This is a genomic window from uncultured Aquimonas sp. (assembly GCF_937888285.1).
Lineage (GTDB): Bacteria > Pseudomonadota > Gammaproteobacteria > Xanthomonadales > Xanthomonadaceae > Aquimonas.
Genome location: NZ_CALART010000011.1, coordinates 383244 through 405050, shown reverse-complemented (window position 1 = coordinate 405050; position 21807 = coordinate 383244). Strand labels below are relative to the sequence as shown.

The window sequence follows — 21807 nt, the reverse complement described above, 5'->3', positions numbered from 1 at the left end:
GATCATGCGTCCTTGTCGGTGGTGGGCGGCGTGGGTTCGGGTGTTTCCTCGACCTCGATCTTCGGCTCCGGCGGTCGCGCGCCGCCGTGGCGGCGCCAGTGCTTCAGCTGGTAGACGAAGCCGAGCACCTGGGCCACTGCGGCATACAGGCGCACCGGGATTTCCTGGTCGAGCTCGCACTCCCGATACAAGGCGCGTGCCAGAGGCGGCGCCTCGACGATCGGCACCTTGTGCTTTTCGCCGAGCTCGCGGATGGTCAGCGCGATCAGATCGACGCCCTTGGCCACCACCTTGGGTGCGCGCATCTTCTGGCCGTCGTAGACGATGGCCACGGCGTAGTGGGTCGGGTTGACCAGGATGGCATCCGCTGTCGGCACGGCTTCCATCATCCGGCGGTTGGCGATCTCCTGCTGCACGCGGCGCACGCGGGCCTTGAGCTCGGGGCTGCCCTCGGTTTCCTTGAACTCGTCCATCAGCTGCTTGCGGGTCATCTTCAGCTTGCGCGTGTGGTTCCACAGCTGCAGCGGCGCATCGATGATGGCGACGAAGATCAGCGCGCCGGTCAGCGCGGCGAGCAGGGTCAGGGCCATGCGTCCGCCGTGGGCGGCGGCCCGCGGCAGCGGCTCGTTGAGCAGGCTCAGCAGCTCGGGCATCTGCGAGTTCAGCACCCAGACGCCGACCAGCAGGATCAGAGCGACGCGCAGGATGGCCTTGCCGGTTTCCAGCAGGCCCTCGGCGCCGAACACCCGCTTGATGCCCTCGATGGGGTTCAACTTGCTGAACTTTGGCGCCAGCGCCTTCGCGCTGAAATTGAAGCCGCCCAGCACCAGCGGCGCCAGCGCGCCGGCCAGGGCACCCGCCAGCATCAGCGGCAGTGCCGGCCAGAACAGGCCGAACAGCAGCTCACCGACGTGCGCAATCGGATCGCCGCGCAGCAGCTGCTCGCGCGAGGGCGTCAGCGCATGCCGCAGCCAGCTGCCTGCCTGTTCCGTCAGGTGTGCGCCCGTGGTCAGCAGCACGAGCACGCTGATGCCGAGCATGGCGGCGCCGCCGAGCTCGCGCGAGCGCGGCACCTGGCCTTCCTTGCGGGCGTCGAGAAGTCGTTTTTGGGTGGGTTCTTCGGTCTTGTCCTGACCGTCGTCTTCGCCGGCCATCACTGCACCACGGCGGCGGCGACGGCCAGGGCCTGGCCGAACAGGGCGCGCAGCGGTTCCAGCAGATGCGGCACCAGCGCGATCATCAGTACGAAGCCGACCAGCAGGGCCGAGGGCAGGCCGATCTGGATCGGGTTGAGCGAGGGCGCGGTGCGCGCCATCACGCCAAAGGCGATGTTGACCGTGATCATCGCGATCATCACCGGCAGGGCCAGGCTGACACCAGCCAGGAAGATGATGCCGGCGAACGATGGGATGGCATCGAGCAGCAGGTACATCGAGGCCGGCGTGGCGCCGGCGGGCAGTACGCTGTAGCTCTCGAACAGCACGCCGAGCAGGGCCAGGTGCGCGTCGACGGCGAAGAAGGTCAGGCCGGCGACCACGGTGAACCACTGCGCGACGACGCCGCTCTGCACGCCACGCATGGGGTCGATCATCTGCGCGAAGGACAGGCCCATGCCCTGGGCGACCAGTTCGCCGGCCATGGCCACGGCTTCCAGCGCCAGCCGCATCAGGAAGCCCAGCGAGGCGCCGATGGCGAGCTCGCGCGCCACCGCCAGCACGGTCTCGGCATTGATGCCGGCCTGGATCGCCGGCGCCGGCACCAGCGGCGCGATCGCCGCCGACAGCGCCAGCGCGAGGATCAGGCGGATGCGTCGCGGCACCGCCTGGGTGCCGAGGAAGGGCGAGAGCAGCAGCAGGCCGCCGATGCGCAGGGACAGCCAGATCACCTGCTGCCCGTAGGCCAGCAGATTCAGGCCCTCAAGGCTGATGGCGGTGGCGCCGTCCATGCGGTCAGCCGAGCATCGAAGGGATGCGCTGGTAGAGCCCGATGGTGAACTGCACCAGCTGGTTCAACATCCAGCCGCCGCCGATCGCCAGCACCGCCGCCAGCGAGAAGATCTTGCCAATGAAGGCGATGCTCGGCTCGTTGACCTGGGTGGCGGCCTGCAGCAGGCCGATCACGACGCCGATCAGCAGGGCGATGCCCAGCATCGGGGTGGCGATCAGCAGGCCCATGCTCAGCGCGGCCTGCAGTTCGGACATGACGGTGTCGGCGGTCATGTGGTCACGAACGAGGCGGCGAGCGTGCCGACCACCAGCGACCAGCCGTCGACCAGCACGAACAGCAGGATCTTGAAGGGCGCCGAGATCAGCATCGGTGACAGCATCATCATGCCCATCGACATCAGCACGCTGGCGATCACCAGGTCGATGATCACGAAGGGCACGAACAGGAAGAAGCCGATCTGGAAGGCGGTCTTGAGCTCGCTGGTGAGAAAGCTCGCCATCAGCACGGTGAAGGGCACTTCATCGGGCGAGGCATAGCCGGTGCTGCCGCTCATGCCGGCGAACAGCATCAGGTCGGCCTCGCGGATCTGCGCGAACATGAACTCGCGGATCGGCCCAAGCGTTGCGGTGAGCGCGGCCTCGAACTCCAGCTGGCCGTCGAGATAGGGGCGGATGCCCTGCGCCCAGGAGGCGTCGATGACCGGCGCCATCACCAGTGCGGTCACGAACAGCGCCAGCGCCAGCAGGATCTGATTGGACGGTGTCTGACCGGTGCCCAGGGCCTGTCGCAGCATCGCCAGCACCACGATGATGCGGGTGAATGCGGTCATCGCCAGCAGCATGCCGGGCAGCAGGGTGATGACCGTCATCAGCGCCAAAATCTGCAGCGGCAGGCTGACCGTCTGGGTGCCGACGGTGGCGACGGTGACATCGGGCATCGGCGGCAGCGAGATCGCAGCCGGCGCGGCCAGAGCGTCGCCAGCGAGGACGATTGCCAGTACGGCCAGCAGCGCGCGCAGCAGCTGCATCAGCGTATTCGCGCTCATGTGCGCGGCCCGAGGCCGAGCTGCTTGTGCAGCAGCTGGGCGAAGCCGGCCGGCTGGGTGGCTTCCGCCGGCAGCGGTGCCTCGAAGCGGTGCAGGCAGGTGACGCCGCCGGGGCTGACGCCGAGCAGCAGGGTTTCGCCAGCGGCCTCGACCAGCACCACGCGCTCCTTCATCCCGACGCCAAGGCTGGCGCGCACCTTGAGCAGGCCGCTGCCACCCGACTGCAGGCTGCCCATGCGCTTCAGCAGCCAGGCGCAGACCAGGATCAGGCCGATCACCAGCAGCAGCGAGCCGAACATCCCGGCGAGCGTGCCGAGGCTGGCCACGGGCGAGGCCGCGGGCAGGCTGGACGCCGGCGTCGCGGCGTTCGCGCCGAGGCTGCCGATGAGTGCGTTGAGCGGCATGGGCGGACTCAGCGCAGCCGGCGCAGGCGCTCGGCCGGGCTGACCACGTCGGTCAGGCGCACGCCGAAGCGATCGTTCACCACCACCACTTCGCCGTGGGCGATCAGGGTGCCGTTCACGTAGACGTCCAGCGGCTCGGCGGCACCGCGTTCGAGTTCGATCACCGAGCCCGGGTTCAGCTGCAGCAGGTTGCGGATCGGCACGCGCGCGCGGCCGACCTCGAGCTGCAGGGTGACCGGAACGTCGAGCAGCACGTCGAGGTTGAGTTCGCCGCCGGTGCCGTCCGGCGACAGGGCGCCGAACTGGGCCGGGCTGGCGCCCAGGATGTCGGAATTGCCGCTCATGGCTGTGGCCTCTGCAGGGCGGAGTTCAGGGGAATGCTGGGCTGGCGCACCTCGGTGATCTTCACCGCGCGCTTGCCGCCGTGGGCGCCGTACTCGCCGCGGAACACCGGCACGTTCTCGACCAGCAGGTCGAGCTGCTTCGGCATCTCGATCGGCAGGATGTCGCCGGGCTTCAGGTTCAGCAGGTCGCGTAGGGCCAGGGTCTTGCGGGTCAGGATGCTGCTGATCTCGACCTCGGTGTCGTTGATTTGCGCGCGCATCTCGGTGACCCAGCGCTCGTCGCGCTCGGCGCGATCGCTCTGCAGGCCGGCGTCGAGCTGCTCGCGCAGCGGTTCCAGCATGCCGTAGGGGTAGCTGATGTGGATGTCCGCCACCACGCCCTCGAGCTCGACCGAGAAGCGCGAGACCACGATGTACTCGCGCGGCGTAAGGATGTTCGCGAAGTGCGGGTTGACCTCGGAGTTGACGTACTCGAAATCGAGCTTCAGCACCGGCGCCCAGGATTCGGTGAGGTCGCGGAAGACCTGCTCCAGCAGCAGCTGGATCACCCGCATCTCGGTGGCGGTGAACTCGCGGCCTTCAATCTTGGCGTGGAAGCGCCCGCCGCCGCCAAAGAAGGTGTCGACCACCGCGAACACCAGCTTGGGCTCGAAGATCACCAGCGCGGTGCCGCGCAGCGGCTTGACCTTGACCAGGTTGATGTTGGTCGGCACGAACAGGCCGTGGGTGTACTCGGCGAACTTCAGCATCTCGATGCCGCGCACCGAGATCTCGGGCGAGCGCCGCAGCAGGTTGAAGATGCCGATGCGGATCAGCCGCGCGAAGCGCTCGTTGACCATCTCCAGGGTGGGCATGCGCCCGCGGACGATGCGGTCCTGGGTGGCGAAGTCGTAGGGACGCGCCTCGCCCGGCGCGAACTCCGGCTCGGTCGAGACCACGCCGGCATCGACGCCGTGCAGCAGGGCATCGATCTCGTCCTGGCTGAGGATGTCCCTGTTCACGGGCTTGCGCTTACTGGGTCACGAAGCTGGTGAAGAACAGCGCGTCGACGCCCTCGTAGCCGGTCTCCGCCTTCAGCACGCGGTTGACCTCGGCGAGTGCGTCCTTCTGCAGCTGCTCGCGGCCCTCGACCGAGCGCAGCTCCGCCTGGGTCTTGCGGGCGAACAGCATCAGCAGGGCGTTGCGGATCGCCGGGCTGTGGGTGCCGATATCGGCGATCACCTGCGGATCGCGAGAGCTCAGCTGCACCTCGGTCTGCAGGTAGCGCGTGCTGCCCTCGTCGGCGAGGTTGACCACGAAGGCCGGCTGCAGCGGCACGTACTGCGCAGGGGCGCCGGCATCGACGGGCTTGCGCGCCGGCTTTGCCGGTGCGCCTGCTGCGGCCTCGCCTGCCGGCTTGGGCAGCAGGAAGAACGCCGCCGCCCCGCCCGCACCCAGCCCCGCCAGCAGCACGATCAGCACCAGCATGACGGGGAAGCCCTTCTTGGGGGCTTCGGCGGCCGCTGCGGGTGCGGCGGCGGGCTTGGCGGAAGGCTTGGCAGCCATGGGCGTCTCCAGAGAGGTCTGGTCGCCCGGGCTGCAAGCCGCGTGCCGCGCCCTTGGAGGGCTCTGCGCAGGCCTGCCGGCTGGGGAGTCAATCTACCGGCGACACCGTGCGCCAAAAAACCGGCGCTTCTGTCCGACTGCCCTGACTGTGCGTGTCAGCGCCCCTCCAGCACGCCCAGCGCCAGCGTCAGCATCGCCCGCGTGCCGTGCTTCAGCGCGTCCTCGTGCAGCAGGAACTCGGGCGAATGATTGTTGGGCGCGCGCGCCGGGTGGATCTCCGGGCCGGTGCTGCCGACGAAGAACAGGAAGCCCGGCGCGCGGTTGGCGAACTCGGAGAAGTCCTCGGCCACCGTCTGCAGCGGCATCTCCTTCACCTGCTCGGCGCCCATCAGCTCGCGCAGCCAGGGCCGCACGCGCTGGGTCAGCGCCAGCGCGTTCGCGGTCACAGGGGCGGTGTTCTCGACGATGAGTTCCGCCTCGCCGCCTGCGGCATCGGCGATGGCCTTCGCAGTGCGCTCGAAGCGCGCGATCACGTCCGCGCGCACGTCCATGTCGAAGGTGCGCAGGGTGCCTTCCATCTCCGCCGTCTCGGGAATGATGTTGAAGCGGATGCCGCCGCGCACCGCGCCAGCGGTGAGCACCACTGGCGAGCTGGTGATGTCGATCTGGCGGGCGATGATGCTCTGGCTGGCGATCAGGGCCTGCGCGGCGATGGTGATCGGATCGACGCCGCCCCAGGGCCGCGAGGCGTGGGTCTGCTTGCCGCGCACCTTCAGCACCCACCGGTCGGCGCTGGCCATCATCGGCCCGCCGCGGAAGCCCACCGTGCCGACCGGCAGCTGCGCCCACACGTGCAGGCCGAACACGGCTTCCGGCTGGAAGTCGTCGAACACGCCCTCGGCCAGCATCTGCTTCGCACCGCCGGTCTCGCCGGGTGGCGGCCCTTCCTCGGCCGGCTGGAACAGGAACAGCACCTCGCCCGGCAGCTCCTCGCGCACGCTGGCCAGCGCTTCCGCCACGCCCATCAGGATGGCGACGTGGGCATCGTGCCCACAGGCGTGCATCACGCCGGTGGTCTGGCCGTTGTACTCGGTGGTGACCGTGCTGGCGAAGGGCAGGCCGGTGGCCTCGGTCACGGGCAGGGCATCCATATCGGCGCGCAGGGCGACCTTCGGCCCCGGCCTGCCGCCGCGCAGCAGGCCGACCACGCCGGTATGCGCGATGCCCGTGCGCACCTCGATGCCGAGCGCGCGCAGATGCTCGGCGACCTTGGCCGAGGTGCGGAACTCGCGGTTGCCGAGTTCCGGATGCTGATGGATGTCGCGACGCCACTCGACGACCTTGGCGTCCACCGCCGTGGACAGGGCTTCGACATCGAAGGCTGCGTGCGCCGGGGACGAGAGCAACAGGACGAGGGCGAGGGCGGGCAGCAGGCGCATGGGGTGTTTCCTTTCGGGCGTCAGTGGAGGCTGGTGCGTGCGCAGAGTGCGCCACGCGAGCTCATGGGATCTCAAGCCCAGCTTGCGACTATCCGGCCCATAGGATGAGCAAGCGGCATCCCGCTCTCGATCCCGGGTGAGCCGCACCCTGCACACTACCGGCTTCGAATCCCGAATCCCGTATCCCGGCTCTCCAATGTCCTACGTCCGCTGCCTGCGCGGCCTCGCCTCCGGCCGCGAGTACTCCGCCAATGTGCCCATGAACCTCGACCCGGTCGACGGCCGGCCAGTCGAGATGGTGCTGGATCTGGAACGGCTGGCCTTCGAGCAGCCGGGTCTCGCCTGGTATCGCCCGCAGCGCCGCGATATGTGGCGCTTCGGCGGGCTGATGGCGCTGGACATCAACGACCCCGCCGACGCCCGCCACATCCTCAGCCTGGGCGAAGGCGCGACGCCCAGGCTGCCCTTGGCACATCCCGCGGCCGACGCCGCGGGCCTCAGGCTGCAGCTCAAGGAAGAAGGTCGCGCGGTGCCGGGCCATGGCGCCAACCCGACCCAGAGCTTCAAGGACCGCGGCATGGCCATGGTGGTGGCGCAGGCGCGGCGGCTGGGCCTGACCCGGCTCGCGGTGCCGACCCAGGGCAATGCCGGCGACTCGCTGGTCCGCTACGCGCTGGAAGCGGGCATTGAGGTGCATGTGGCGATGCCGCCGGACACGCCGCTGCCGATCCTCGGCAGCGTGGCTGCGGCGGCGGTGAAGCATCCGGGCCGCGTGCATCTGAGCCTGGTCGGGCCGACGATCCGCGAGGCCGGTGCGTTCCTCAAGGCCGAGATCGTTCCACGGGGATTCTTTCTGGTCGCGACCTTCCAGGAGCCGGGCTGGCGCATCGAGGGCAAGAAGAGCCTCGGTCTGGAGCTGGCCGAGCCGCTTTACGGAGACACCCGCTGGCAGCTGCCGGATGCGGTGATCTATCCCACCGGTGGCGGCACCGGCGTGCTCGGCATGTGGAAGGCCTGGGCCGAGCTGGAAGCGCTGGGCGTGATCGACAGCCGACGTCCGCGCATGTACTGCGTTCAGAGTGAGGTCACGCCGCCGCTGGTGCGCGCCTTCGAGGCGGGCGCGCTGGACACCACGCCGGTCGAGGCTGGCCACACCCTGTCGACCGGCCTGAACGTGCCGGGCGGCGTCGGCCACTTCCGCGTGCTGGAGATCATCCGCGCCTCGAACGGTGCGGCGCTTGCGGTCAGCGAAGCCGACACGGCCGCCGAGCTGCAGCGGATCTGGCGGCGCGATCATCTGTGGATCAGCCCCGAGGGCGCGGCCTGTGCGGCGGCGATTCCGCAGCTGCTGGATCGTGGCCTGCTGGAGCGCGGCGAGCGCGTGGTGATCGTCAATACCGGCTCCGCGGAGAAGTACCTGTCCGAGCTGCGGCACGTGCTGGATTGACCCCGCCGACCGCGGGCGCCGAAGCGCTGCGGTCGGCGGGGTGCGCTGGACGCGCCTCCTCAGGGCAGGCGGTACTCGATCTTCAGCGTCGCCTGCGTGCCGCTGCCCACCCAGAGGTAGCGCGTGCTGCTCTGGTTGCCCTCGAAGCGCAGCCGCAGCTGGGTGCGGCCGCTGCGGTTGATGCTCGCCAGTGCGGCCGTCGAGAACGCCGCGCTGTCCTGGGCGCCGCTGGTGAAGCGCGGCACTTCGGCGACCGCGTCGAGGGTGCTGGCGGCACCGTGGTCGCTGGCGATGAGCGCGCAGTCGCCGCCGAAGCAGCCCTGGCGCAGATCGATCAGCAGGCGATTGCCGGCCGGGTTGGCCCAGGGGTCGCCCGAGGCGCCGCGGTGGGTGAGGCTCAGCCGCACCGAGACGATCTCGGCGCCCGCGGGCAGCTGCGAGGTATCGAAGCTCAGCAGTGCGCGGTTGAACTTCGAGTCCGAGCCACGGCCGATGGCCAGTCCGTACAGGGATTCCAGGGTGCCGACCTCGGCGCTGCTGCCCAGTGTATTGGCCTTCGTGTATCCATCCTCGATCGCCACGCTGGCGAGGCTCAGCACCGGGTTGCCGGTCGGCGGCGGTGGAGGCGGCGGTGGGGGCGGATCACCGCCTCCGCCGCTGCTGCCGCCGTCGAGGCCCCAGAAGCGCCCGACCCAGTAGCTGCTGCAGATGTTGGCATCGAGGATGTACGCGCCGGCGGTACCGCACTGCGCCTCGCCCGTGCCGGGATCGACCGCCGTGCCGTGGCCCATGCCGGTGATGCTCAGGGTTTCCACCACGGTGCGGCCGCTGGCATCGCGGTATTGCCGGCGCGGATAGCCGAGCAGGGTGTCCTGCACCTCGGCGACCTGATCGACGCCGTGCACGTTCGTCCACTGCTCCATGGCTTCGGTCAGGTTGACCGGCCGCACCACGAAGTCGGCGTCGCCGTGCCAGATCGAGACGATCGGCCATGGCCCGGTGTGCGTGCTGGCTGCACGCACCCGATCCCCCCACTGCGCGGGCGTCAGGTTGGTGCCCGGGTTCATGCACGAGAACGCCGCGCTGGTCCCGATGCCGCAGCGATAGGGCAGGCCGGCCATGATCGCGCCGCCGGCGAACACCTCGGGATAGGTCGCCAGCATCACCGAGGTCATCGCGCCGCCGGCCGACAGCCCCGTGACGTAGACCCGCGCCGGGTCGTGGCCGTGATCGCTGGCCATGCGCGCCACCATCTGCCGGATCGACAGCGCCTCGCCGCTGCCGCGGCTGATGTCGACGTTCTCGAACCAGTTGAAGCAGGCGTTGCTGTTGTTGCCGCTCTGCTGCTGCGGCAGCAGCAGGGCGAACTGCCAGCGGTTGGCCAGCGCCACCCAGCCGGTTTCGGCGGCGTAGGCCGCCGCACTCTGGGCGCAGCCGTGCAGGGCCACCACCAGCGGCCGGTTGGCCGCCAACCCGCTGGGAACCACCTTGAACATTCTCAGGTTTCCCGGGTTGCTGCCGAAGCCGGTGACTTCGCTCAGCGTTTGCGCTGGCGCAGCCGGACTCGCCAGCAGGGCGGCGCAGCCCGCCCACTTGATCAAGCGCTTCATTGTCTTTCCCCTCCCTTGGCCTGCCGTTTCCGTGCAGCAGTGCCAGCGGCGTCTCCGACGCCCGATGTCCGCACGTGGTGCGGACGCTCGTCCCGGCGGCAGTAGGGCATGCGCGGCGAAGCGCGACCATTGGCCCTTGGGGCAAGCTGCACTGCAGCAGTACAGTCGCGGCTTGGCCAACAGAGAGGCGCAGGATGAGCGAGGCACTGATCACCCACACCGGCGGCTGCCACTGCGGCGCCGTGCGCTTCGAGGTGGACGCGCCCGCCGACATCGAAGCGGTCGACTGCAACTGCTCGCTGTGCGCGATGACCGGGTTCCTGCACCTGATCGTGCCGGCCAGCCGCTTCCGCCTGCTGAGCGACCCCGCGGCGATGACCGAGTACAGCTTCGGCACCGGCACCGCCCGGCATTTCTTCTGCGCCATCTGCGGCATCAAGAGCTGGTACGTGCCGCGCTCGAACCCTGATGGTTTCGACGTCAACGTGCGCTGCCTCGACCCGGCGACGATCGCCTCGGTCCGCGCCACGCCCTTCAATGGCCGCGAAGACTGGGAAGGCCAGGCTGGCAGCATTGCCCACCTGAGCCGCGAGCCCTGAGAGCTTCCCAGCGCGGCGTCGCGGTTCAGGTGTTGTCGAAGAATCATCGTTCCGTCATCCCCGCGAAGAGCCTGTCCTCGCGAAGGCGGGGACGGGGATCCAGTGGTCTTGCGACTGGGGCGGACCGGAACTGGGCCCCCGCTTTCGCGGGGGCGACGATTCGTGGGGTCGCAAGCGTTCTGTTTCTTGAGAGCGTGCAGCCCATGGCGCGCCTATACTCCCGGAGCATGAACCGACCCCGCCTGCTCGCCCTGACCTGCGCCCTCTGCGCTTCCCTGCTTCTTGCCGCCTGCGGCAACCGCGGCCCGCTGGTGCTGCCCGAAGACGCGCCGCCGCCGATGCCCGCGCCGGCCGAACAGGCCAAGCCCGCAGACGCGGATGCCGGCAAGGACGGAGCCGGGCGATGAACCCGCACGCCGCCCTGCGCGGCCTGCGCTTCACCAAGATGCACGGCGCCGGCAACGACTTCGTCGTGCTGGATGCGCGCGCGGGTCCGCCCGAGCTCTCGCCCGAGGCCATGCGCTGGATCGCCGAGCGCCGCACCGGCGTCGGCTTCGACCAGCTGCTCAGCGTCGAACCCGCGCGCAGCGAGGGCTCGGCCCTCTACTACGGCATCTGGAACACCGACGGCAGCGCCGCGGGCCAGTGCGGCAACGGCGCGCGCTGCGTCGCGGCCTGGGCGCTGCGCGCCGGTCTGGTTGACGCATCGACCTTCCGCATGGACAGCCCCAGCGGTGCGGTCGAGGTGCAGGTGCACGCGCTGGACGACATCGAAGTGAGTCTCGGCGTGCCTGACTTCAGCGCGCGCGCCCTGCCGGCGCGCGGCGTGGGCGCACCCGACGGCGTGCTCGAGTTCGAGGGCGAGGTCTACAAGTACCGCGGCGTGTCGATGGGCAACCCGCACGCGCTGATCGAAGTGGCCGATCTCGCCAGCGCACCGGTGCCTGGCGTCGGCGCGACCCTGCAGGCCGATCGCCGCTTCCCCGACAGCGTCAATGTCGGCTTCGCCGAAGTGATCGACGCAGGCCATATCCGCCTGCGCGTGTACGAGCGCGGCGTGGGTGAAACCCAGGCCTGCGGCAGCGGCGCCTGCGCCGCGGTGGCCGTGCTGCACGCGCGTGGCCGCGTCGATGCGACGCGCGGCGTCGCGGTCGATCTGCCCGGCGGGCGTCTGCAGATCCATTGGAATGGCCCGGGCGATGCGGTGCGCATGCGCGGGCCGGCCGTGTTCGTTTTCGAAGGAGTGTTCTGCGAATGAGCGATACGACCCTGGCGCCGGAGGCCGTGGCCGCCTACCTGCGCGCGCATCCGGAGTTCCTGCAGCTGCATCCGGAGCTCGCCGCCAGCCTGGCGGTGCCGCGCGAGTCCGGCGGCGCGGCCTCGCTGACCGCCTACCAGCTCGACGTGCTGCGCGACAAGAACCGCGAGCTCTCGCGTCGACTGCAGGAGCTCTACGCCACCGCGCAGGAGAACGAGCGCCTGACCCTGCGCACCCACCAGCTCACCCTCGCCCTGCTGCGCGCATCGACGCCGCTGGCCGCGCTGCAGGCGATGGTGGCGAGCCTGATCGAGGACTTCCACAGCGACCTGCTGCGGGTGGTGCTGATCGGCCAGAGCTTCGAGCTGCCGGCCGCCGAGTGGCTGATCGAGCGTCCGCCGCAGGCGCCGGAGCTGGCCCAGTTCGCCGAGTTCCTGCGCGGCGGCGAGCCGCTGTGCGGGCGGCTGGCGCCGCAGAAGATGGAGTTCCTCTTCGGCGCGCAGTCGGCGCAGGTGCAGAGCTGCGCGCTGATCCCGCTGCCCGCGCGCGGGCTGCTGGCGATCGGTTCGCGCGAACCGAACCGTTTCTATCCCGGCATGGGCACCCTGTTCCTGCGGATGATGGGCGAGGCGCTCGCCGCTGCGCTGTCGAGGCATCCCGCCTGATGGCGCGCGCGCCGACCGCAGCCGGCGAGGCGGTGCGTGCGCCGGCACCTGCGCTGCGGCAGGCGGTCGAGGACTGGCTGGGTGCGCTGCGGGTGGAGCGCGGCGCTTCGCCGCACACGCTTGAGGCCTACCGTGCCGATGCCGACACCCTGCTGGCCTGGTGCGCGCAGCGCGGCGTCGACGACTTTGGCGCGCTGGATGCCGAAGCCCTGCGCCTGTACCTCGCCGCCGCGCATCGCGCCGGGCTGTCGCCGAAGAGCCTGCAGCGTCGACTGTCCGCCTGCCGCGGACTGTTCCGCTTCCTGCTGAAGCACGGTCGGATCGAGCGCGACCCCAGCGCCGGCGTGCGCGGCCCCAAGGCGCCGCGTCGCCTGCCGCAGGTGCTGGACGCCGACGAAGCGCAGGCCCTGGTCGAACTGCAGGGCGAGGACCCGCTCAGCCTGCGCGATCGCGCCATGCTGGAGCTGTTCTATTCCTCCGGTCTGCGCCTGTCCGAGCTGTGCGGCCTGCGCTGGATGGATCTCGACTTGAGCGAGGGCAGCGCGCGCGTGCTCGGCAAGGGCCGCAAGACGCGGCTGGTGCCGGTGGGCCGCCACGCCGTGGAAGCGCTACGCGCGCTCGCCGTGCAGGGCGCCGCGCCCGAGTCGCCGGTGTTCACCGGTCGCGGCGGATCTGCCATCGCGCCGCGTACGGTGCAGCAGCGCATCAAGTTGGCCGCGCAGAAGCAGGGCCTGTGGAAGCGCGTGCATCCGCACATGCTGCGGCACTCCTGCGCAAGCCATCTGCTGGAGTCCTCGGCGGACCTGCGCGGCGTGCAGGAGCTGCTGGGGCATGCCGACATCGCCACCACCCAGATCTACACCCACCTCGATTTCCAGCATCTCGCCCGCGTCTATGACGCGGCGCATCCTCGTGCAAAGCGGGTGCGTGGCAGCGAGTGAGTTCGCGCACGGTTCGCGGCTCCGCTTTCGAATACTCCCGAATCCCTAGAAGACCAAGGCCGACCCGCGCCCGCAAGGGCGAGGGTCGGCCTCTGCAACGCAGGGCACCGGTGCCGCCGGCTTACCTGCGGCGTCCGCGAATCGTGCTCAGAAGCGGTAGCCCAGGGTCAGGCCGACCACCAGCGGATCGACCACCGCGGTACCCACCTTGCTGCCGTTGACCTTGACGTCGGAATCGATGTCGATCCAGCGCGCATCCAGCACGAGGTCGATCGCATCGCTCATCTTGAACACCAGGCCCGCTTGGGCGGCGAGGCCAAAGCTGTTGTCGAGGCCGATCTTGGCGCCGGCGACCGGCCCGCCGGCAACCGGCTTCTCGTCGTACACGAAGGTGTAGTTCAGGCCCGCGCCGACAAACGGATTCACCCGACCCTCCGGGTTGAAATACCACTGCAGGCTGACTGTCGGCGGCAGGTGCTTGAAGTCCACCGCCTTGGCGCCATTCAGCTTGGCCGTGTGCGAGAACGGCGTGGCGGCCAGCACCTCGACGGCGAGGTTTGGCGACAGGTGGCGGCCGAGGATCAGGCCCAGCTGGGTGTTGCTGTCGATGTCGGTCTTGAGTGCGCCGCCGGCGAGCGTGCCGTTGTCGGACTTCGGCGACACCTGCACCGCGCCAACCCGGACGAACCATTCCTCGGCATGGACGGGCAGGGCGGTGACGGCAAGTGCGGCGGCGCCAAGCAGGGGGAATATGTAGTTCTTCATGGGGCAGTCCTCTGGGGGGATGTGTTCGGCGGTGGCAAGTCTGTGCCGCCGCAACACTCCGCATCTTGATAACTGTCAAGCGCGAACCTCGCGATCATGGGCGCGCGACCGGTGATTCGCCGATGGCGGTTTTGGCTATGGGGGTGAACAGAAACGCGACTGCGATTGGAGCGCCTCCCAGTCCGGCTTCGCGGACCTCGTGCACTTGAGGAAGCCAGGACTCGTCATCCGCGCGAATGCGGGCCTCCGGGATCCAGGGCCGGGCATCCGGGGCCGCTGCACGGCAGCGCGGCCGGCTTTCGCGGGGGCGGCTGCGAAGGAGGTTGGCGTGGGCGCTGACCCTACTGGACAGGCCGGCGACTCGCCTCGAACCGATGCGCCAGGCCCGACGGACCCGCGATCCTGGGTGACTCGTTGCGGAACAGGCCCGCGCTCCGGTTCGCAGTGCGGCACTCCGGATGCGGGGAATGTGATCCAGCACAAACATGCGTGGGCAAGGCCACTGCTAGCGTCGCCGCACTTCGAGTTCAAGTCGCGACGGGTCGGGGGATTCCGCGCGACGCCTGCAGGGCGAGGGATGCGTCCTGCCAATCCAGCCAAGGCGCCGGAGTGCGCCACACCACTCGAAACGGGGAGATCCAATGCGTACTTCGATCCGGCGCCTGTGCGCCGCGCTGTGCTGCGTGCTGCCGATGGTCGCAGTCGGCGGCGAGCTGCACGTCCTGCCTGCACCCGACCTCGCCAAGCTGGCGATGGAGGATTCCAAGGCCGTGGGCGGGCCATTCCGCTACGGCATCCAGATACCGGTCAAGGGCTTCAGCTACGACGGGCGCGGGCTGTCCAAGTCCTCGTGGGTCGAGGGCAAGGACGGCGTCTCGCACTTCACCTGGTCGATTGCCGCCCCCGGTGCTCGCACCCTGGACTTCCACTTCAGCCGCCTTGCGCTGCCCGAAGGCGCCAGCCTGATCCTGCGCGGCGAAGGCGAGGACAACGTCCGCAAGATCACCGCCGAGGCGCTGAGCGGCAGCGAGGGCTACTGGGCGCCCTACATCGCTGGCGAGAAGGTCAGCATCGAGCTGCACGTGCCGACCTCGCTGCGGGCGCAGGCGCGCGTCGAGCTGGCATCGGTGACGCACGGCTACCGCGGCCTGTTCGAGTCGGCAGAGCCGGCGCAGAAGTCCGGCAGCTGCAACGTCGACACCGCCTGCCCGGCCGGCGCCGGCTGGACTGATCAGATCGACTCTGTCGGCCACTACACCTTCAGCCAGAGCGGCGGCTCCTACGTCTGCACCGGCAGCCTGGTGGCCAATGCCGCCGGCACGACCATTCCCTACTTCCTGACCGCCAACCACTGCCTCAGCACGGGCACGGTGGCGTCGACGGTTGTCGTGTACTGGAACTACCAGAGCGCGACCTGCCGCACGCCGGGTTCGAGCGCTTCGGGTACGCCGCTGTCCAAGACCATCGCCACCCACACCCAGTCGGGCGCCAGCCTGGTCGCGACCAACGCGGCCAGCGACTTCGCCCTGCTGCGGCTGAATGCGGATGTGCCGACCGCGTCGAATCCGTTCTGGAGCGGCTGGGATGCCAGCGGCGCCACGCCGAGTTCGGCGGTCGGCATCCATCATCCGGCCGGTCATGAGAAGCGGATCGCCGTCGAAGACCAGGCGCTGGGTATCACTGCCTATGGCGGCGGCAGCGGCAGCACGCACTGGCGGGTCATCGACTGGGACCAGGGCACCACCGAAGGCGGCAGCTCCGGCTCGGGCCTGTGGGACCAGAACAAGCGCCTGGTCGGTCAGCTGCACGGAGGCTCGGCGGCCTGCGGCAACAACCTGTCGGACTACTACGGGCGCCTGTCGGTGTCCTGGACCGGCGGCGGCAGCGCGGCGACGCGCCTGCGCGACTGGCTGGATCCCAACGCCAGCGGCTTGACCTCGATCGCCGGCTACCGCAGCGGCTCGACGCCGCCGCCCCCTCCGCCGCCGTCCAACGCGCTCAGCAATGGGGTTCCGGTGACTGGCCTTGCCGGCTCGGCCGGCACCGAGCTGCGCTATACCCTGAGCGTGCCCGCGGGCGCCAGCAGCCTGAGCTTCGCGATGAGCGGCGGCAGCGGTGATGCCGATCTGCACGTGCGCTTCGGCACAGCGCCCACCACCACCACCTACGACTGTCGGCCTTATCTGGGCGGCAATGCCGAGACCTGCAGCTTCGCTGCGCCGCAGGCAGGCACCTACCACGTGATGGTGCGGGGCTACTCGGCGTTTTCCGGCGTGAGCCTGACCGGCAGCTTCAGCACGGGCGGCGGCGGGACGCAGCCGAGCTTCTTCCAGAACACCACCGTGTTCAACATCGCCGACAACAGCACCATCGAAAGCCCGATCACGGTCAGCGGCCGCAGCGGCAACGCACCGTCCACCCTGCAGGTGGCGGTCAACATCAACCACACCTACAAGGGCGACCTGAAGGTGGACCTGATCGCACCCGACGGCTCGGTCTACGTGCTGCACAACCGCAGCGGCGGCAGCGCCGACAACATCGTGCAGACCTTCACCGTCAACGCGTCCTCCGAACTCGCCAACGGCACCTGGAAGCTGCGCGTCAATGACAACGCAGCGGGTGATACCGGCAGGTTGAACAGCTGGAGCCTGCAGTTCTAGGCAAATTCTGACTTCTCGGGGCTCCCGGCGCGCCAGGGATGGCGCGCCCGCGAACCGAGCGCACCAGTGCTTGATCCAGCGTGAGTGAGTACGGACATGTGCCGGACTCATGGCGTTCGAGCAACTCCCGGATGGAGTTGTTCAGACCGTCCCTGGCGGACTCGGCATGCGCGTCGGACAGGAGTCCGGCGCGCAGCCCAGCCCTTCGGTTGCCGCGCCGGGGCCTTCGGGTGTCCAGCCATACGCCCATCCGAGGTGGGTAAACACCATCACAGCGCTCGATCGATTCTGGCTCTGGCCAGACCTTGCTGTTGCGCTGCCGCGCAAGCGAGTGGGTTCTTCGCGCTGCTTGCACATCCGATTCACGGAATTCCGCAGTGTGGGGCGCGCGCGCGCCTTGCAGGCCAAGGGTTTGCGCGCGATCCATCGCTTGCTCTTCACTCATGCGATGGGGCGTGCTCGTGCAGCTTGCGGTCATGCCATCGCTGCCCTATGGTTGCCGGATGGCGACCGGCTCGCCATAGGGTCAGGAATCCTTCAGCGGGGGCGCTGTCGATTTCCCGGGTGTGGCGGACGCGTACGTCACTCCGATCCCAGGGGTAGAGGCTCGGAACGCGATGTTCCGGGCCACGGGGAGGGCGGTGTCAGCCGTCGGAATCAGCATCACTGCCTACGTGTGGCTTCCCTGCCTCGATGCAGGCCGGTCGGCTGGGGTCGTTCGCGGCCTCTGGTGCCGCACTCGAATCGTGTTCCGGTACGGGGCTGCGCCCATCGATCTCCATCGACACCGCGTGCGGGTCGATGGACCTGCGTCAAACGGTCCCCGCGTGCCCGGGGGCGCGTCCAGCACTCAAGGAAGTCAGCATGAAATCAAACTCACCCAAGCTCAGGATCCGCAGCCTCGCGCTGCTGTGTGCCCTGGTCCCGGCAGCCATGCCCGCATTCGCGGAACTGCCGGTGGAAAGCCTGCTGGATGCGCCAGCGCAGTTCTCTGAAGCGGATAGCGCCGGCCGCTACGTCTACCTGATCCGCTTCGCGGAGGCAGGCTTGGCGGAACGCGCGCGTGCCAGCGGCGCGGCACTCGATGCCCGCTCGGCAGCCTCGCAGGCGATCCTGACGGAGATCCAGGGCCAGCAGCGCGTCCACGTCGAGTCGATGGCGGCAACCCTCGGACGCGGCGTCCAGCCCAGCCATTATTATCTTGCGACCCACAGCGGCGTGGCCGCGCGTCTGACCCCGGCCGAAGCGCAGAAGGTCCTGGACCTGCCCGGTGTGGTCGCAGTCGAGCGCGAACAGGTGTACGAGCTGCAGACCCGCCGTACGCCGGAGTTCATCGGCGCCAATACGATCTGGAACGGCACCAATGTTCCCGGCGGTGCGAACGTGCTCGGCCAGGGCATGATTACCGCGATCCTCGACTCGGGCGTGGTGCCAACGCATCCGTCCTTCAGCAATGACAACGCCACCTGCGGCTTTGGAACCGGCGGCATCCCGAACAAGCTGTTGAGCGCGGTCGACTGCGCCGCCACCGATGCCGGCGGTCTGTGCGCCGGCCCGAACCCGGTCGATGTCAACGGCCACGGCACCCATGTCGCCAGCACGGCTGCCGGCAACTTCGTCGGCACCGACGCCACACCGGCTCCGGTCGCGCCGATTGCCGGCATCGCGCCCTGCTCACACGTCCGCTCGTACAAAGTCTGTCCGGGCAGCAGCTGCCCCGGCGCCGACCTGACGGCCGGTCTCAACAACCTGCTGCTCGACGGCGATGCCGACGTCATGAACTACTCGATCTCGGGCGGTACCTCGCCCTGGACCGACTTCGACCGCACCAAGCTCGACCTGGTCAACGCCGGCATCTTCGTCGCCGCTGCCGCAGGCAACACCAACGCGACAATCACCAATCCGATCGGCCAGGTGAACCACCGCGGCCCTTGGGTGATGTCGGTGGCCAATACCACCCATGATCGCGTCACCAGCAACGCGGTGAGCATTTCCCTGGGTGGGCCGCAGAACGTCTATGGCCTGAAGGGCCTGATGACCATCCCTGCAGACGTGACTGGCGAAGTCGCCGACAGCCTGGCGCTGGGCAACGAGCTGGGCTGTACCGCGCAGGGCGGCTTCCCGGCCGGCAGCATGACCGGCAAGGTCGCGCTGATTCCGCGCGGTGTCTGTGGATTCGCCGAGAAGCTGGCGAATGCGCAGGCGGCTGGCGCCATCGGCGGCATCATCTTCAACAACAACCCCGGCCAGCCGCCGATCGCCATGGGCGCCACTGAGACCTCGATTCCCGCGGTCATGGTGTTCAATTCGGACGGCCTCGCGATCCGAGCCCACGTCACCGCCAATGCCGGCGCGCAGGCGACGATCTCATCCACCGCGGTCACCTCGTTCGATGCAGCCGCTGGCGACATCCTGTCCTCCGGCAGCCTGCGCGGTCCGACCCCATCGCCGCTGCAGCACCTGCAGAAGCCGGATATCGCTGCGCCCGGCAGCAGCATCTATGCTGCCTTGGCGACAGCACAGGGCAACCCGACCTACGGTGATCTGAGCGGCACCTCGATGGCCAGCCCGCATGTGGCCGGCGCGGCGGTTCTGGTGCGCCAGATCCACCCGACCTGGTCGGTGCAGGAGGTCAAGTCCGCCCTGCAGATGACCGCCAAGCGCACCGGCTTCAAGGACTTCGTCAACGGTACGCCGAACTCGGGCCCCTGGGACGCCGACGACGTTGGCAGCGGTCGTGTCGACCTGACCAAGGCGGCGCGCGCCGGCCTGGTCATGAACGAGACCACGGCCAACTTCCTGGCGGCCAACCCGGCGACGGGCGGCGACGTGCGCACGCTCAATCTGCCGGCCCTGCGCAACCTTGACTGCTCGCCGACCTGTACCTTCACCCGCACGGTGCGCAATACGCTGAGCACGCCGAGCTCCTGGGCGGTGGCCAGCTCGATGGTCTCCGGCAATTTCAACATCCAGGTCAGCCCGGCCACGTTCACCTTCAGCGGTGATCTGGCGCAGACCCAGACGATCACGATCACGGTTTCGCCGAATGGCGTGCAGAACGCGGTGACCCACTTTGGCGCGGTCACCTTCACCGAGGCGGGCGGTGCATCGCCGCAGCTGCATTGGCCCCTGGCCCTGCGTGGTCTGGAGCAGACCCCGCCGGTGCTGCAGTACACGCCAGAAGCACTGGACGCCGTGGTGGTCGCAGGCGGCAGCCGCACGCTGCCGATCACGATCACCAACGCCAATCCGACTGCTTCCCCACTGACTTTCAGCTTCGCCGAAGCGCCGGCCCGCCCAGTGGTGCTGGACCTGGAAGCCAAGCAGGAGGAGTCGGTCACGGGCGGCGTCAGCCAGCCGGTGAATCTGCAGCTGGACGGCGGCATCGCCACGATCATCGGCTTTGGCACCCAGCAGTGGCTATGGTTCAACCGCTTCTCGCCGACGCTGCTGCAGGTGCCCTTCACGCTGCAGCAGGTGCAGGTTGCGATGGCGCCCGGCAACGGCAATGTCCTCGCCGGCGACCTGTTCGACGTGCATGTATGGATCGATCCGGACCGTGACCCGTCCAACGGTGCGACCCTGGTGGCTTCCGTTACCAATCAGGCGATCACCGCAGGCGTCGGCTTCAAGCCGGTCAACCTGCCGGCGGGCGTTGAGATCACGGCAGCCAGCGGTGACGTGCTGATCGGTGTGGTCAACCGCACGGCTCGCGGCAATCCGCCCACCGCACCCAACTACAGCTCCGCCGTTGCTGATGCTCCGGGCAACTCGCAGGGCCGTTCGTGGGTAGCCGGCAACTTCCCGGGTGGTATCGCCGCGAATCCGCCGGTACTCACGGATGCTGGCACGCTGAGCCTGATCGAGCCGGCGATTCCGGGTCGCAACTGGGCCATCCGAGCGACTGGCACCGGCGGTACCAACTGCCTGGCGCCGTCCGAAGTGCCGTGGCTCTCGGTGGCTCCGGCCTCCGGCAGCGTGGCAGCCAATGCCAGCAGCACGGTGCAGGTCACGCTGAACTCCACCGGCCTGGCGCCGGGCGAGTACGACGCCCTGTTGTGCCTGCAGAGCAATGACCCCGCGCGTCCGCTGTCGGTGGTGCCGGTGTCGATGCAGGTCGTCACCAACGACCAGCTGCCGACCATCTCCGTCGCTCCCGCGTCGCTGAGCCTGCAGGCCACCGCCGGCGGCAGCGACACCGATAGCCTCGGCATCGGCAACACCGGCACCCTGCTGCCGCTGAACTGGGAACTGATCGAGGCGGGTGCTGACCAGGTGGCCGGAGGCGACATCGTCGTCGTCGACAACGTCAACTTCACCTTCCCGGCCGATGCGACCGGCGGCTCGATCAACTGGTTGACGGGCGAAACCTGCAATTGCGATACGACGCCGTTCAACTTCAACGTCTGGACCAACAGCGGCAACATCGCGTTCTTCTGGCCCGGCTCCGCGGTGCGTGGAGCGGTTGCGACCGCTGCAAGCGGTGGGCAGTACCGCGTGCTGGTGCCCGGCGATCAGATCGGCCCGAGCTCGGTGTTTGCGACTTCTGCGCTGACAACGCCGTGGCGCCAGGCCGCCAATGTCGATGGGTACCTCGGCTTCCGTTTCGTCAACACCGGAACGGGCCAGACCAACTACGGCTATGCGCGTCTGCAGACCACCGGCACCACGGGCAATCCCGCACGCATTGTGGGCTACGCCTACAACCGCGCAGGCGGCCCGATCACCATTCCCGTGCCTTCGGTCTGCGAGAGCCCGAGCAACATCGCGTGGCTCAGCACCGCCGCGACTTCCGGTAGCACGGCGGCTGGCGCAACCAGCAACGTTGGCGTGACCGCGGACTCGACGGGTCTGGCGGTGGGCACCGTGGAAGCCACGCTCTGTGTGCGCAGCAACGATGCGGCCAGCCCGCTGGTCGAAGTGCCGGTGAGCTTCGAAGTGACGCCGGCCACGCCGGAGATCTTCGCCGACGGGTTCGAGAGCGCGAACTGAGGAACTGTCTGCGGCCGGTGCAGTCCGCAAGGTCTCACCGGACCGCAGTGAACACGGGATCGCGAAGGCTGCTTCTTGCAGTGCTAGCGATCCGGATTGAACACACGAAGGGCCGCCCATGGGCGGCCCTTCGTGCTTTTGGGGGC

Annotated in this window: 18 protein-coding genes and 1 pseudogene; 8 read left to right on the top strand and 11 right to left on the bottom strand. The window is 69.0% G+C overall.

Annotated features, from left to right (window positions below):
- Nucleotides 1–2: 2 nt before the first annotated feature.
- From flhB to Q0654_RS03975, 9 genes are all read right to left on the bottom strand, one after another.
- On the bottom strand, nt 3–1154 hold the full coding sequence (flhB, locus tag Q0654_RS04015; protein ID WP_298850685.1) for a flagellar biosynthesis protein FlhB: 1152 nt from the start codon (nt 1152–1154) through the stop codon (nt 3–5).
- Nucleotides 1154–1945, bottom strand: a complete 792-nt coding sequence (fliR, locus tag Q0654_RS04010) for a flagellar biosynthetic protein FliR (RefSeq protein ID WP_298850683.1) — start codon at nt 1943–1945, stop codon at nt 1154–1156. The genes flhB and fliR overlap by 1 nt, the downstream gene beginning before the upstream one ends.
- Nucleotides 1946–1949: 4 nt before the next feature.
- A complete protein-coding gene (locus tag Q0654_RS04005; RefSeq protein WP_298850681.1) occupies nt 1950–2219 on the bottom strand; it encodes a flagellar biosynthetic protein FliQ in 270 nt (89 codons plus the stop codon).
- Nucleotides 2216–2974: a flagellar type III secretion system pore protein FliP gene (gene fliP, locus Q0654_RS04000; protein ID WP_298850734.1), complete on the bottom strand. Its 759-nt coding sequence runs from the start codon at nt 2972–2974 to the stop codon at nt 2216–2218. Before fliP ends, Q0654_RS04005 begins: the two co-directional genes overlap by 4 nt.
- Nucleotides 2975–2988: 14 nt before the next feature.
- Entirely contained in the window at nt 2989–3396 is a 408-nt protein-coding gene (gene fliO, locus Q0654_RS03995; protein ID WP_298850680.1) for a flagellar biosynthetic protein FliO, read from the bottom strand.
- A gap of 8 nt (nt 3397–3404) precedes the next feature.
- The gene (fliN, locus tag Q0654_RS03990; RefSeq protein WP_298850678.1) at nt 3405–3740 is read right to left on the bottom strand and encodes a flagellar motor switch protein FliN; all 336 of its coding nucleotides are present in this window, start codon (nt 3738–3740) and stop codon (nt 3405–3407) included.
- On the bottom strand, nt 3737–4741 hold the full coding sequence (gene fliM, locus Q0654_RS03985; RefSeq protein WP_298850676.1) for a flagellar motor switch protein FliM: 1005 nt from the start codon (nt 4739–4741) through the stop codon (nt 3737–3739). Before fliM ends, fliN begins: the two co-directional genes overlap by 4 nt.
- Nucleotides 4742–4751: 10 nt before the next feature.
- Nucleotides 4752–5285: a flagellar basal body-associated FliL family protein gene (locus Q0654_RS03980; RefSeq protein WP_298850675.1), complete on the bottom strand. Its 534-nt coding sequence runs from the start codon at nt 5283–5285 to the stop codon at nt 4752–4754.
- Nucleotides 5286–5440: 155 nt separating this feature from the next.
- On the bottom strand, nt 5441–6724 hold the full coding sequence (locus Q0654_RS03975) for an amidohydrolase (RefSeq protein ID WP_298850674.1): 1284 nt from the start codon (nt 6722–6724) through the stop codon (nt 5441–5443).
- A 196-nt stretch (nt 6725–6920) separates the two neighbouring features.
- Between Q0654_RS03975 and Q0654_RS03970 the strand changes: the two genes are divergently transcribed.
- Nucleotides 6921–8171 (top strand): threonine synthase, encoded by a 1251-nt coding sequence (locus Q0654_RS03970; protein ID WP_298850673.1) that lies wholly within the window; start codon nt 6921–6923, stop codon nt 8169–8171.
- 59 nt (nt 8172–8230) lie between these two features.
- Here Q0654_RS03970 and Q0654_RS03965 read toward each other — a convergent pair whose 3' ends face one another.
- Nucleotides 8231–9781 carry a PHB depolymerase family esterase gene (locus tag Q0654_RS03965; protein ID WP_298850672.1) on the bottom strand — a complete coding sequence of 517 codons (1551 nt, stop codon included), beginning with the start codon at nt 9779–9781 and terminating at the stop codon, nt 8231–8233.
- A gap of 194 nt (nt 9782–9975) precedes the next feature.
- On the opposite strand from Q0654_RS03965, the gene Q0654_RS03960 reads away from it, so the two are divergent.
- From Q0654_RS03960 to xerC, 5 genes and pseudogenes are all read left to right on the top strand, one after another.
- Nucleotides 9976–10380, top strand: a complete 405-nt coding sequence (locus tag Q0654_RS03960; RefSeq protein WP_298850671.1) for a GFA family protein — start codon at nt 9976–9978, stop codon at nt 10378–10380.
- Between the two features lie 227 nt (nt 10381–10607).
- Nucleotides 10608–10703: pseudogene (locus tag Q0654_RS22355) on the top strand (lipoprotein); the annotation flags it as partial.
- 80 nt (nt 10704–10783) lie between these two features.
- A complete protein-coding gene (gene dapF, locus Q0654_RS03950; protein ID WP_298850668.1) occupies nt 10784–11638 on the top strand; it encodes a diaminopimelate epimerase in 855 nt (284 codons plus the stop codon).
- On the top strand, nt 11635–12303 hold the full coding sequence (locus Q0654_RS03945) for a DUF484 family protein (protein ID WP_298850667.1): 669 nt from the start codon (nt 11635–11637) through the stop codon (nt 12301–12303). The genes dapF and Q0654_RS03945 overlap by 4 nt, the downstream gene beginning before the upstream one ends.
- Entirely contained in the window at nt 12303–13244 is a 942-nt protein-coding gene (gene xerC, locus Q0654_RS03940; RefSeq protein WP_298850666.1) for a tyrosine recombinase XerC, read from the top strand. The genes Q0654_RS03945 and xerC overlap by 1 nt, the downstream gene beginning before the upstream one ends.
- Before the next feature lie 147 nt (nt 13245–13391).
- Here xerC and Q0654_RS03935 read toward each other — a convergent pair whose 3' ends face one another.
- The gene (locus tag Q0654_RS03935; protein WP_298850665.1) at nt 13392–14009 is read right to left on the bottom strand and encodes an OmpW family outer membrane protein; all 618 of its coding nucleotides are present in this window, start codon (nt 14007–14009) and stop codon (nt 13392–13394) included.
- Nucleotides 14010–14650: 641 nt separating this feature from the next.
- On the opposite strand from Q0654_RS03935, the gene Q0654_RS03930 reads away from it, so the two are divergent.
- A complete protein-coding gene (locus tag Q0654_RS03930) occupies nt 14651–16669 on the top strand; it encodes a proprotein convertase P-domain-containing protein (protein WP_298850664.1) in 2019 nt (672 codons plus the stop codon).
- An 864-nt stretch (nt 16670–17533) separates the two neighbouring features.
- Nucleotides 17534–21661 carry a S8 family serine peptidase gene (locus Q0654_RS03925; RefSeq protein WP_298850663.1) on the top strand — a complete coding sequence of 1376 codons (4128 nt, stop codon included), beginning with the start codon at nt 17534–17536 and terminating at the stop codon, nt 21659–21661.
- Nucleotides 21662–21807: the final 146 nt, after the last annotated feature.

Coding starts and splice junctions, on each gene's coding strand:
- fliN (WP_298850678.1), bottom strand. CDS start 3,740: ATGAGCGGCAATTCCGACATCCTGGGCGCCAGCCCGGCCCAGTTCGGC.
- xerC (WP_298850666.1), top strand. CDS start 12,303: ATGGCGCGCGCGCCGACCGCAGCCGGCGAGGCGGTGCGTGCGCCGGCA.
- Q0654_RS03965 (WP_298850672.1), bottom strand. CDS start 9,781: ATGAAGCGCTTGATCAAGTGGGCGGGCTGCGCCGCCCTGCTGGCGAGT.
- Q0654_RS04005 (WP_298850681.1), bottom strand. CDS start 2,219: ATGACCGCCGACACCGTCATGTCCGAACTGCAGGCCGCGCTGAGCATG.
- Q0654_RS03925 (WP_298850663.1), top strand. CDS start 17,534: ATGAAATCAAACTCACCCAAGCTCAGGATCCGCAGCCTCGCGCTGCTG.
- Q0654_RS03930 (WP_298850664.1), top strand. CDS start 14,651: ATGCGTACTTCGATCCGGCGCCTGTGCGCCGCGCTGTGCTGCGTGCTG.
- Q0654_RS03970 (WP_298850673.1), top strand. CDS start 6,921: ATGTCCTACGTCCGCTGCCTGCGCGGCCTCGCCTCCGGCCGCGAGTAC.
- Q0654_RS03980 (WP_298850675.1), bottom strand. CDS start 5,285: ATGGCTGCCAAGCCTTCCGCCAAGCCCGCCGCCGCACCCGCAGCGGCC.
- dapF (WP_298850668.1), top strand. CDS start 10,784: ATGAACCCGCACGCCGCCCTGCGCGGCCTGCGCTTCACCAAGATGCAC.
- Q0654_RS03960 (WP_298850671.1), top strand. CDS start 9,976: ATGAGCGAGGCACTGATCACCCACACCGGCGGCTGCCACTGCGGCGCC.
- fliR (WP_298850683.1), bottom strand. CDS start 1,945: ATGGACGGCGCCACCGCCATCAGCCTTGAGGGCCTGAATCTGCTGGCC.
- flhB (WP_298850685.1), bottom strand. CDS start 1,154: ATGGCCGGCGAAGACGACGGTCAGGACAAGACCGAAGAACCCACCCAA.
- fliO (WP_298850680.1), bottom strand. CDS start 3,396: ATGCCGCTCAACGCACTCATCGGCAGCCTCGGCGCGAACGCCGCGACG.
- Q0654_RS03935 (WP_298850665.1), bottom strand. CDS start 14,009: ATGAAGAACTACATATTCCCCCTGCTTGGCGCCGCCGCACTTGCCGTC.
- fliP (WP_298850734.1), bottom strand. CDS start 2,974: ATGCAGCTGCTGCGCGCGCTGCTGGCCGTACTGGCAATCGTCCTCGCT.
- Q0654_RS03975 (WP_298850674.1), bottom strand. CDS start 6,724: ATGCGCCTGCTGCCCGCCCTCGCCCTCGTCCTGTTGCTCTCGTCCCCG.
- Q0654_RS03945 (WP_298850667.1), top strand. CDS start 11,635: ATGAGCGATACGACCCTGGCGCCGGAGGCCGTGGCCGCCTACCTGCGC.